Genomic DNA, 11,796 nt, shown 5'->3' with positions numbered 1-11,796 from the left:
GCTCGCCGCCCCGCCGCCGGCGTCCCCGCCGCCGGTCGCCAGCCCGCCCCCGGTGCCGCCGGCCGCGCACCAGGAGCCGCCGAAGGGCGCGGGCCTGATCGAACGGATGGTGACCTCCAAGATCCGGGTGCAGCGCCCCTCCTTCCGGACCGCGGATCCCAGCTCCACCTACCGCCTGCCACTGAAACCCGGCTCACGCACGCTCGGGGTGACGGCGCATCGGCTGGCGCTCACCGTGGACCACCACGACACGCTGTCCGACATCTCCCTCACCGCGCGACCCGGCAGTTTGACCGCGATCGTCGGCCCGTCGGCCGCACGCAACTCCGCCCTGCTCGGGCTGCTGGCCGGGCGCAGGGCCCCCAGCGCGGGTGTCGTCACCGTGGACGGCCACGACGTACACGCCGAACCGGCGGCCATGGCCAGCCGCATCGGGATCGTCGACCACGACGACCGCCTGCACCGGCACCTCACCACCGCGCAGGCCCTGCGTTACGCCGCCGAACTGCGGCTGCCCCCGGACGTCTCGGCCGAACACCGCGCCCGCGTGGTCGACCAGGTCCTCGAGGAACTCGAGCTGACCGCGATCCGCGACACCCGCATCGGGAAGCTGCCGCCGGAGGCGCGCCGGTGCGCGGCCCTGGCGGTCGAGTTGCTGACCAGGCCCACCCTGCTGGTCGTCGACGAGCCGACCGCCGGGCTCGATCCGGCGCAACAGAGCCACGTCATGGGAGTCCTGCGGCGTCAGGCCGACCTCGGCTGTGTCGTGGTGGCGGCCCTGTCAGCTCGCGCACCGCTCGCGGACCTCAACCTGTGCGACCAGGTGCTGGTGCTCACCGCGTCCGGCACGGTGGCCTTCCTCGGCGCGCCCCTGCAGATCGAGGCGGCCATGGGCACCACCGACTGGTCGGAGGTGCTGGCCCGGGTGAGCGCTGACCCCGACGGCACCCACCGCGCCTACCGCGGGCTGCCGCCCACCCCCGCGTCGAGCACGCCGCCGCAGGTGGCGGAGCCCTGGCCACCGGCGGCGGAGTTGGCCCGGTCGCGCCAGATCAGGCTGCTGGCGCGCCGCGATCTCCGGCTGCTCTTCGCCGACCGCGCCTACTGCGCGTTCCTCGCGATCCTGCCCTTCGCGTTGGCGGGCCTGGCGCTGCTGATCCCCGGGGACGCCGGCCTGGGCATACCCGGACCGCGCAGCACGAACGCCCACCAGGCCATCGAGATCCTGGCCGCGCTCAATCTCGCCGCGGTGCTCATCGGCACCGCGCTGACGATCCGCACCGTCGTCACCGAGCGCGCCATCTTCCGGCGGGAACAGGCGGTGGGCCTGTCCGCGGCGGCCTACCTGGGGGCCAAGATCCTCGTGTTCGGGCTGGCCGCGGCCGTACTGACCGCGGTGCCGTTCGCGATGGTCGTCGCCGTCCGAGGCGGCCCGGCGTATGGCGCGGTCCTGCTGCACAACGCGACCGTCGAGCTGTACGTGACCCTCGCCGTCACCGCCATCGTCTCCGCGGTGCTGGGCCTGACGCTGTCGACGCTGGGCAGATCGCTACGCGAGGTGCTGCCGCTGCTGGTGCCGGTCATCCTCGCCTCGCTGCTGTTCAACGGCAGCCTGGTGCAGCTGGCGAGCACGTGGGGCGTGCAGCAACTGTCCTGGTTCGTACCCGCCCAGTGGGGATTCGCGGCCGCGGCATCCACGGTCAATCTGCACCGGCTCGACCCGCTGGCCGTCAACGCCTTGACGTGGACGCACTACAGCGGGTGGTGGGTGTTCGACATGGCCATGCTGCTGGTGTTCGGCGTGGTGGCCGCGGGCCTCGCCCTGTACCGGCTGCGCCCGCGCGGGCCGCGCCCGGCGCCATCCCGGGAACCGGTCGAGGCGGCCCGCTGAGCAAGCCGGGCTAGCCGCTCTGCGTCGCGGGGGCCGGCGCCGAGCGGCCGCCACGGAAGGCACTTCGGCCGTTGCCGGTCCCGCGGCGCCAAACGCAGGTTACGGTCGGGATATGGCGCCAGAAACGAAAACGACTGCCGATCATCTGCGTGACGCCCTCGACGGGCGGTGGAGTGACGTCAAGAACCGGATGCGCGCGACGCTGTCCGAGGACCTCTTTCGCCCGCACTACACACCGAACACGGTGATCGCCCGCACCAAGGTGGCCGAGCAGATGCGGATCATGGCCGCGTTCGGCGCGGCGGCCGACAGCTTCCGCAAGGAGCACGGCGGCACCGGCGACGTGGGCGCCGCCATCACGATGATCGAGATGCTCGCCATGTCGGACCTGTCGCTGATGGTGAAGGCCGGCGTGCAGTGGGGCTTGTTCGGCGGCGCCGTGGAGAACCTGGGCACCGAGCGCCACCACGAGGCCTACGTGCCGAAGATCATCAGCCTCGAACTTCGCGGCTGTTTCGCGATGACCGAGACCGGGCACGGCAGCGATGTGCAGTCGCTGGAGACGACCGCCACCTACGACCCCGAGACCGAAGAGTTCATCATCGACTCCCCGACCCCCTCGGCCCGCAAGGACTACATCGGCGGAGCCGCCGAAACCGCAACGATGGCTTCCGTTTTCGCGCAGCTGATCACCCACGACAACGGTGAGCCGGTCCACCACGGCGTGCACTGCGTTCTGGTACCCATCCGCGACGAAGACGGCAACGATCTGCCCGGTGTCACCACGTCGGACTGCGACTACAAAGGCGGGCTGCCCGGCGTCGACAACGGGCGCATCGTGTTCGACCACGTCCGCGTCCCACGGGTCAACCTGCTGAACAAGTACGGCGACGTCGCGCCGGACGGCACGTACAGCTCGCCGATCGAGAACCCCAACCGCCGGTTCTTCACGATGCTGGGCACCCTGGTCCGCGGGCGCATCACGGTGGGCGGCAGCGCCGGGGCGGCCGGCCGCGTCGCGCTCGACATCGCCACGCGATATGCGTTGCAGCGCAAGCAGTTCAGCGCACCGGGCGGCGGCGAGGTCACCATCATGGACTACCTGGTGCACCAGCGGCGGCTGTTCCCGCTGATCGCGAAGTCCTACGCGCTGCAGTTCGCCCAGAACGAGCTGGTCGGCAAGTGCCACGACGTCCAATCGGCCGACGCGCCCGACGCCGACGAGCAGCGCGAGCTGGAGGCCCGCGCCGCCGGGCTCAAAGCGGCCAACACCTGGCACGCGTCGAGATCCATCCAGGAGGCCCGCGAGGCGTGCGGCGGCGCCGGATACATGGCCGAGAACCGGCTCATCGGGCTGCGCGGCGACACCGACGTGTTCACCACGTTCGAGGGCGACAACCACGTGCTCACCCAGCTGGTGGCCAAGGAGTTGCTGACCGCCTACGCCGACGACATCAAGAGCATGAGCCCGGTCGAATGGGTTCGCTTCGCCGCCAACACCGTTGGCGAGCGCGTCATCAAACGCACGGCGGCGGAGACGATCATCCAGCGGATCATCGACGCCCGGCAGGACAACGAGGAGGAGGGCAGCCTCTTCAACCGCGGCACGCAGATCACCATGTTCGAGGAACGCGAGGAGTATCTGCTGGCGTCCGTCGCGCGGCGGTTGCAGGCCAAGTCGAAGGAGATGTCGGAGTTCGACGCGTTCAACGCGGTGCAAGACCACGTGCTGCACGCCGCCGGCGCGCACATCGACCGGGTGATCCTGGAGGCCTTCGTCGCCGGCATCGAGGCCTGTCCCAACGAGGAGGCCCGCGACCTGCTGGGCATCGTGTGCGACCTGTACGCCCTGTCGGTGATCGAGGACGACAAGGCGTGGTTCATCGAGCACCGGTTCTTGTCGACCGAGCGCGCCAAGGCGGTCACCCGCGGCATCAACGACCGGTGCCGGGCGCTGCGCCCGCACGCCGAGACCCTGATCGACGGCTTCGGCATCCCCGACGCGCTGCGCTACGCCGAGATGCTGCACCCGGAGAATCTGGCCGAAGCCATCACGGGCTGAGGGACCGGCTCACTGATTCGGGATCTTGCCGAGCGCCTGCAGCTTCCCGTCGGGCCCGATCTTGAATTTCACCGTCCCGATGCCGGTGGGACAACAGAGTTGGTCGTTGCCCTTCTGCCATTGATATTGGACGGTCACGGTGTCGTCCGACGCTGGCAGAACGGTGATGTACGGCTTGGGATTGGCTGTGGGCGTGCCTAAAACGGTGTTGTGATCGAAGAACACCAACTGCTGCGGCGTCGACTCCGTGGCGATGGTGGGAATGATCTGCACCCAGTGCAGGCGGCAGTTGCGGGTGTGGCCACGGCCGATCTCGACCCAGATGGTGCCGGGGACGGCGACCGGCACGGCGGTGATCGCCCGTCGCACCGTATCGGCCGTGGGACCGTCAGATTCCGTGCAGGTATCGGGCCGGGCCGCCGGCGGCACTGAGGCCTTCCACCCGCAGGCCGAAGCCAGCAAAAGCACTGAGATCACAATCATCTGACGCACGCGGTGAGCTTAGCGAAGGCTGTGAATGTCCCTCCGGTTTGGTCACAGGGACGGCTTGAAGAGGCGTCGCGCGCGGCGCCCCCGGTAGTCTCGGGCCCAGCAATCGGTCAACGATGACCTGCGAAAATGCTACCGCAGCACTCGGATCCCCCGGCGATTTCACAACGTTATGGGCGCCGTTGAGAGGAAGCCGTAAAGCAGCGGAAATTTCGGACGACCATACCGAAACATGCCTGCCCCACAATGGGCTGAACACCCGGCCGACCGACGCGGAGCTAACACCGGACGCACTCGAGAGAGGACGTGAGCGTGGCGAGGGAGTCCATGGCGCGCGACGACGCCGTGAACACCGTGTGCGCGTATTGCGGCGTCGGTTGCGGAATGGTGTTGCAGCTCACAACAGATCCCCAAAGCGGCCGTCGTCACGTCGCCAAGTCGGTTGGCAACAAAGCACATCCGGCCAACTTCGGAAGGCTGTGCACCAAGGGCGCCACCACCGCGGACATGCTCAGCGCACCGGGCCGCATGGCATCGGCGTACGTGCGTCCCGCGCGCGGCGAACCGGCCGAGCCCGTCGCCATGGACGAGGCGATCACGCAGTGCGCGAAGCGGTTACGCGCAATCATCGATCAGCACGGGCCGGACGCCTTCGCCATGTACGTGTCGGGGCAGATGTCGATCGAGGCACAGTATCTGGCGAACAAGCTCACCAAGGGCTTCATCGGCACCAATCAGATCGAGTCGAACTCCCGGCTGTGCATGGCCAGCGCGGGCTCGGGTTACAAGCTGTCGCTGGGCGCCGACGGGCCACCCGGCTCCTACCAGGATTTCGATAGCGCCGACGTATTCTTCGTCATCGGCGCCAACATGGCCGACTGCCACCCGATCCTGTTCCTGCGCATGATGGATCGCGTCAAGGCCGGCGCGAAGCTCATCGTCGTCGACCCGCGCCGCACCGCGACCGCCGACAAGGCCGACCTGTTCCTGCAGATCGCACCCGGCTCGGATCTGGCGCTGCTCAACGGCTTGCTGCACCTGATCGTCGAAAACGGCCACACCGACCCGGAATTCATCGCCGAGTTCACCGAGGGCTGGGAAGTGATGCCCAGCTTCCTGGAGCAGTTCACTCCCGAGAAGGTGAGCGCGATCACCGGCCTTGCCGAAGAGGACATCCGCACGGCGGCGCGGCTGATCGGCGAGTCCGAGAACTTCATGACCTGTTGGACCATGGGGCTCAACCAGAGCACCCACGGCACCTGGAACACCAACGCCATCTGCAACCTGCATCTGGCGACGGGCGCCATCTGCAAGCCCGGCAGCGGCCCCTTCTCCCTTACCGGGCAGCCCAACGCGATGGGCGGGCGCGAAATGGGTTACATGGGACCGGGTTTGCCGGGCCAGCGGTCGGTGCTCTCTGCCGAGGACCGACAGTTCGCCGAAGACGTGTGGGGCGTCCCGAGCGGCACCCTGCGCACCGAGGTCGGCACCGGCACCATCGACATGTTCTCCCGCATGGCCGACGGGCAGATCAAGGCGTGCTGGGTTATCTGCACCAATCCCGTTGCCTCTGTGGCTAACCGGAAGACCGTTCTCGCCGGGTTGGAACGCGCCGAGCTGGTGATGGCCCAGGACGCGTTCGTCGAGACCGAGACCAACGAATACGCCGACGTGTTGTTGCCGGCGGCCCTGTGGACCGAGGCCGAGGGGGTGCTGGTCAATTCCGAACGCACCATGACGTTGTTCCAGCCCGCCACAAAGGCGCCCGGCGACGCGCTGCCGGACTGGCAGATCATCGCCCGCGTCGCATGCGCGATGGGCTTCGCCGAGGCGTTCAGCTACGACAGCGCGGAGCAGGTGTTCGAGGAGATCAAGCGGTTCTCGAATCGCAAGACCGGTTACGACCTGCGTGGGGTCAGCTACGAACGGTTGCGCCTGGGCCCGTTGCAATGGCCCTGCCCGCCAAGCGGTTCCGAGGACCGCAATCCCATCCGCTACCTTAACGACGGCGTCAGCCAACAGCAGATCATTCGCGAGGACGGCACCGTTCCGCGGATCGCCTTCCCCACCCCGACGGGCCGCGCGGCGTTCTTCCCCCGCCCGCACCTGCCGCCGGAGGAAATGCCGGACGACGACTACCCGTTCCTGCTCAACACCGGCCGCCTGCCCCACCAGTGGCACACAATGACCAAGACGGGCAAGGTCGCCAAACTCAACAAGCTCAATCCCGGACCGTTCGTCGAGATCCACCCCGACGACGCCGCGCGGTTGCAGGTCGGTGACGGCGACCCGATCGAAATCGCCTCCCGCCGCGGCCGCGCCGTGCTGCCCGCACTCGTCAGCGACCGGGTGCGCGCCGGCGCCTGCTTCGCACCGTTCCACTGGAACGACGCCTTCGGCGAATACCTGTCCATCAACGCCGTCACCAACGACGCGGTGGACCCCATCTCCAACCAACCCGAATTCAAGGCGTGCGCCGTCACCCTGACCAAAGTCGCGGCCTCCGACCCGGTTTCGCGGCCCGACGGCACCGGGGCCGCCACGCCAGATCCGGGCGCCGCGACGGCGGCGCCCACCGACACACCGGAACCCGCACCCACGGAGGTACGAGAAATCAGCGTGTCACAGGTCGACGCCCTCGGCGAACTGCTGGGCGTGGCAGCACAACCCGCGCCGACGTTCGACGAACGCGGCCGCTCCTACCTCGCCGGCATGCTCTCGGGCCTGCGCTCGGACGCCGGACGCAGCACCGCCGGCGTACCCACGCTGCCACCCAGCGCCCCGTTCGACGCCCCCACGCGGCTGTGGGTGGACGGGCTGATGGCCGGAGTGTTCTCCCGCATCGACGCGGTGCCCACGCTGGACACCGGGCCGGCGCCCGAGCCGGCCGGCAAGGAACCGGCGAAGACGCCGCCTGCCCCCGCGCCGGCGGCCGAGCGCGCCCCCGTCGTCGTGCTCTGGGCCTCGCAGACCGGGAACGCGGAGGACGTCGCCGCCGGCGTGGCCGCATGGTTGGCCGACGCCGGCGTGCCCGCGGTCCTGCACAGCATGGACGAATTCCCGGTGGGCGACCTGGTGACGACGGCCGAGCTGCTGTTGATCACCAGCACCACCGGTGACGGTGAGCCGCCCGACAACGGCACCGGACTGTGGAAGGCGCTGACCGCCGACGACGCCGCCACGTTCACCGGCACCCGCTACGCCGTTCTCGCGCTGGGCGACTCGAACTACGACGACTTCTGCGGGCACGGGCGCAAGCTCGATGCGCGGCTCACCGAGCTCGGGGCGACCCGGCTGGTCGAGCGGGTGGACTGTGAACCGGACTACGAAGACGACGCGGCGAAGTGGCTGGCTGAGGTCGTCGAGGCGTTGAGCCGCACCCCCGCGTCGATCAGCCGCGACGCCCCGACTCCCGCCGCCGCACCGCGGGTCCTGCGCCGCCCCGCGGAGCAGCCCACCTACAGCAAGAAGAACCCGCTGATCACCGACATGGTGCGGAACACGACGCTGAGCCGGCCCGAGTCGACGAAAGACGTCCGGCACCTGGTGTTCAACCTGCCGGAAGAGACCGTCAGCTACGAGGTCGGTGACGCGTTGGGCGTGTGGCCGCGCAACAGCGAGGAACTGGTCGATGAGTGGCTGTCGGTCACCGGGCTGAACGCGCAGACCCCGGTCGAGGTCGGCGAGCACGGCCTGATGTCACTGCGATCCGCGCTGACCGAACGGATGGAGATCGCGCACATCAGCCGCGACCTGGTGCGGTTCGTTCAGGAACGCACCGGCGACCAGAACCTCGCCGAGCTGCTGAAACCCGAGAACAAGCGGGCGCTGGCGGATTGGTCGTGGGGGCGGCAATCCATCGACCTGCTGGCGCAGCTGCCGGTGTCGGCGTCGGCCCACGAGTGGCTGCGGGTCCTCAAGCGCCTTCAGCCGCGGCTGTACTCGATCTCGTCGAGCCCCAAGGAGTGCCCGGGCGAAGCGCACCTCACGGTGTCCGCGGTGCGATACAACTTCCAGGGCGTGCCGCGCCGCGGGGTGTGCTCGACCTACCTCGCCGACCGCTCCCCCGGTGACCGGGTCGCCGTGTTCCTGCAGCCGTCGAGCAACTTCCGGATTCCCAGCGACTCCCAAACCCCGATGATCATGATCGGCCCCGGGACGGGCATCGCGCCGTTCCGCGGCTTCCTGCAGGAACGTCGCGCGCTCGGTCACACCGGCCCGAACTGGTTGTTCTTCGGCGAGCAGCATGCCGCCACCGACTTCTACTACCGCGACGAGATCCAGGCGATGCACGCCGACGGCCTGCTGACCGAGATGGACCTGGCGTTCTCGCGGGATCAGCAGGAAAAGGTCTACGTCCAGCACCTGATGCGCAAGCGCGGGGCCCAGCTGTGGAGCTGGCTGCAGGACGGGGCGCAGCTCTACGTCTGCGGCTCGGCGAATCCGATGGCCAAGGACGTCGATCGCGCCCTCTGCGAGATCGCGGCCGAACACGGCCACCTCGATCCCGACGCGGCCCAGGAGTACGTCCGGTCGCTCAGCGCGGACAAGCGCTACCACCGCGACGTGTACTAGCCGAATCCGTAATGCGGCGGAAACATGACGCGCCCGCGGCCGAAACATGGCGGTCGCACGATGCACTCAAAGGGTTCGCACCTGAAGGAGTGACGTGGGCGTGGCTGGTGAGGCTGGCGTGCCCGACGGGGCCGTCAAGAAGGGCTGCCCGCTGCAGTGCCGGTTGCGGTACCGCGGCGGCGGCAACGAGCACGTCGACTGGGCGGGGTTGCCGGTCAATCTCGACTTCGCGTTCTCGCTGAATCAGCGCGACAAGGTCTACGCCCAGCACGAGAGGCGTAAACGCGAGACGCAGCTCGGGAAGCGACTGCGCGACGCCCAGGTGTGCGTGTGCGAGCAGGCGGTCCGCTAGCAGGCGCGACGGCGCCGAAATCACCGAGGTTGAAAGTCGCGAGGGCGGCGTGGTCCCGCTGGTCGTCGCGGCGTCCGGGCCGCCCACCGGCGCAAACGCGGTTGGCGACGGCCCGGCCCCGCCCGCGCACCTGACCCGGCACCCCCGGTTCTCGGGCGCCGTCCGGCCGCGATCCGGGTATGTACAGACTCATGTCCCGTTTTCGGCTGTCCCGCCGACGGCATCGAAAGGTCTGACCACCATGGTGGATGTCTCGATCCTCGAAACCTCCGGGCTGGGTGACCGCAGCTACCTGATCAGCGACGGCACCGTCGCCGTTGCCGTTGACCCGCAACGCGACATCGACCGGGTGCTGGACGCGGCGGCGGGCCTGCGCATCACCCACGTACTGGAGACCCACATCCACAACGACTATGTGACCGGCGGCTTGGCGTTGGCCCGCGCGACCGGCGCCGAATACGTGGTCCCGGCAGGCGAAGACGTCGACTTCGACCGGCACGCGGTCACGGAAGGCGACCGAATCGACACCGGCGCAATTCGTTTGGAGGTGTTGCTGACGCCCGGGCACACGCATCACCACGTCAGCTACGTGCTGCGCGACGAGACCGGGGACACCGTCGGCGTCTTCACGGGCGGGTCGCTGCTGTTCGGCAGCACCGGCAGGACCGACCTGGTGGGCGACGAGCACACCGAGGAACTCGCGCGGCTGCAACACCGGTCGGCGCGCCGCCTCGCCGACGAGCTGCCGTCCGCGACGGCGATCTATCCCACCCACGGTTTCGGCAGCTTCTGCTCGGCGGCGCCGACCGACGGTGACGCGTCCACGATCGGTGAGGAGCGCGACCGGAACCCGGCGTTGACGCGGGGCGAGCAGGAATACGTCGACGAACTGCTCGCCGGCCTCGCGGCGTTTCCCGCCTACTACGCCCACATGGGCGTCATCAATCGGGCCGGGCCGCCAGCTGCCGACCTCAGCCCCCCGGAACCCGTTGACGCCCAACAACTTCGAAACAGGATCGCGGCGGGTGAGTGGGTGGTCGACCTGCGCAGCCGCACCGCTTTCGCCGCCGGCCATCTCTCCGGCAGCTACGGTTTCGAGCTGTCCGGCTCGTTCGTCAACTACTTGGGCTGGCTGTACACCTGGGGCGCGCCGCTGACCCTGATCGGCGAGGACGCCCGCCAGGTGGCCGACGCGCAACGCGAGTTGGCCCGCATCGGTGTCGACCGGTTGACCGGCAGCGCCACGGGCGACATCCGCGTGCTGGCGGGCGGTGAGAGGTTGCGGAGCTACCGCGTCGCGTCCTTCGAGGAATTGGCCGACGCGCTGGGTAAGGACGGCGTGGCGGTCGTCGACGTGCGCCAGCCCCACGAATTCGCCGGCGGCCACGTGCGCGACGCGGTCAACGTCGCGCTGCACGAACTGCCGGACCGCATCGGCGAGCTCCCCGAAGACCGGGAGCTGTGGATCCATTGCGCCAGCGGATACCGGGCATCCATCGCCGCGGCCCTGCTGGACCGGGAGGGCCGCCGCGTCGTCCTCATCGACGACAACTACGACAACGCCGAAAAGCTGGACCTCACCTCAGGCTGAGCGAAAACCGTTGGCGCTTCGCCACCACGGGTACTGATTACGGCAAGTACCGCCGCTGCCAGGACGGAGGAAACATCATGAGCGCACCCACCGCGGACGCCATCACTTCGAGTCAGCTGCGTGAGCTGCTCGACTCCCCCACCGCGCCCCGAGTTCTCGACGTGCGAACCCCCGCCGAGTTCGAGACGTCCCACATCGCCGGTTCGTACAACGTCCCGCTGGACGTCCTGGACAAGCACGCGAGCGAAGTCGCCGAGCGCCTCGCCGGCGACCGCGACGTCGTGCTGGTGTGCAAGTCCGGGCAACGCTCCACGAAGGCACAGACACTGCTGCGCAACGCCGGGCTGGCGCGCGGACGGGTGCTGGACAACGGCATCGTCGATTGGGAGGGACAGGGGTTTTCGGTCGACCGCGGCACCGAGCGCTGGGACCTCGAACGCCAGGTGCGGCTGGTCGCGGGCTCGGTGGTGCTCACCGCGGTGTTGGGCAGCGTCGCGGTGCCCCGCCTGAAATGGCTGGCCGCCGGGATCGGCGCCGGGCTGACCTACGCCGCGATCTCCGACACCTGCGCGATGGCGACGGCGCTGTCGAAGCTGCCCTACAACCGGGGCGCGAGGGCCGATGCGCGGACGGTGCTGTCCCGGCTGGCCCGCTCGTAGGCGGCGAGTCTCAGCGGCTTTTCGGGGCCGGCTGGCCGTAGAGGGCGACAACGACCGTGCGGTCCAGGCTGTTCTCCGACCACACGCCGATGTTGGTGTTGGCGCAGTCGCGAATGATCGCCATGTCCGCGGGGTTGTAGTACCACTGGTTGACCAACTCCAGGCTGCTGATCGCGA

At 69.0% G+C, this 11,796-nt stretch carries 7 protein-coding genes and 1 pseudogene; 6 read left to right on the top strand and 2 right to left on the bottom strand.

The window, feature by feature from the left end:
- On the top strand, nt 1–1,891 hold a 1,891-nt coding region (locus tag A5714_RS06315; protein WP_231975809.1), incomplete at its 5' end, for an ATP-binding cassette domain-containing protein.
- Between the two features lie 112 nt (nt 1,892–2,003).
- A complete protein-coding gene (locus A5714_RS06310; protein ID WP_068283868.1) occupies nt 2,004–3,953 on the top strand; it encodes an acyl-CoA dehydrogenase in 1,950 nt (649 codons plus the stop codon).
- Nucleotides 3,954–3,962: 9 nt separating this feature from the next.
- On the opposite strand, the gene A5714_RS06305 is transcribed toward A5714_RS06310, so the two are convergent.
- The gene (locus tag A5714_RS06305; RefSeq protein ID WP_156747193.1) at nt 3,963–4,436 is read right to left on the bottom strand and encodes an LppP/LprE family lipoprotein; all 474 of its coding nucleotides are present in this window, start codon (nt 4,434–4,436) and stop codon (nt 3,963–3,965) included.
- A 333-nt stretch (nt 4,437–4,769) separates the two neighbouring features.
- Here A5714_RS06305 and A5714_RS06300 point away from each other — a divergent pair, with 333 nt between their 5' ends.
- The 4 genes from A5714_RS06300 to A5714_RS06285 all read left to right on the top strand — a co-directional run bounded on the left by A5714_RS06300 (nt 4,770) and on the right by A5714_RS06285 (nt 11,619).
- The gene (locus A5714_RS06300) at nt 4,770–9,017 is read left to right on the top strand and encodes a bifunctional nitrate reductase/sulfite reductase flavoprotein subunit alpha (RefSeq protein WP_068283876.1); all 4,248 of its coding nucleotides are present in this window, start codon (nt 4,770–4,772) and stop codon (nt 9,015–9,017) included.
- A gap of 100 nt (nt 9,018–9,117) precedes the next feature.
- Nucleotides 9,118–9,369 carry a hypothetical protein gene (locus tag A5714_RS06295; RefSeq protein WP_231973774.1) on the top strand — a complete coding sequence of 84 codons (252 nt, stop codon included), beginning with the start codon at nt 9,118–9,120 and terminating at the stop codon, nt 9,367–9,369.
- Nucleotides 9,370–9,613: 244 nt separating this feature from the next.
- On the top strand, nt 9,614–10,960 hold the full coding sequence (locus A5714_RS06290) for an MBL fold metallo-hydrolase (RefSeq protein WP_068283871.1): 1,347 nt from the start codon (nt 9,614–9,616) through the stop codon (nt 10,958–10,960).
- A gap of 77 nt (nt 10,961–11,037) precedes the next feature.
- Nucleotides 11,038–11,619: a rhodanese-like domain-containing protein gene (locus tag A5714_RS06285; RefSeq protein WP_068283867.1), complete on the top strand. Its 582-nt coding sequence runs from the start codon at nt 11,038–11,040 to the stop codon at nt 11,617–11,619.
- Nucleotides 11,620–11,629: 10 nt separating this feature from the next.
- On the opposite strand, the pseudogene A5714_RS25940 reads toward A5714_RS06285, so the two are convergent.
- Nucleotides 11,630–11,796 (bottom strand): annotated as a pseudogene (locus tag A5714_RS25940) (CAP domain-containing protein); the annotation flags it as partial.

The organism is Mycobacterium sp. E2462 (assembly GCF_001672685.1).
Taxonomy (GTDB): Bacteria; Actinomycetota; Actinomycetes; order Mycobacteriales; family Mycobacteriaceae; genus Mycobacterium.
This window is presented reverse-complemented; position numbering and strand designations above follow the sequence as displayed.

Coding starts and splice junctions, on each gene's coding strand:
- A5714_RS06305 (WP_156747193.1), bottom strand. CDS start 4,436: ATGATTGTGATCTCAGTGCTTTTGCTGGCTTCGGCCTGCGGGTGGAAG.
- A5714_RS06310 (WP_068283868.1), top strand. CDS start 2,004: ATGGCGCCAGAAACGAAAACGACTGCCGATCATCTGCGTGACGCCCTC.
- A5714_RS06285 (WP_068283867.1), top strand. CDS start 11,038: ATGAGCGCACCCACCGCGGACGCCATCACTTCGAGTCAGCTGCGTGAG.
- A5714_RS06300 (WP_068283876.1), top strand. CDS start 4,770: ATGGCGCGCGACGACGCCGTGAACACCGTGTGCGCGTATTGCGGCGTC.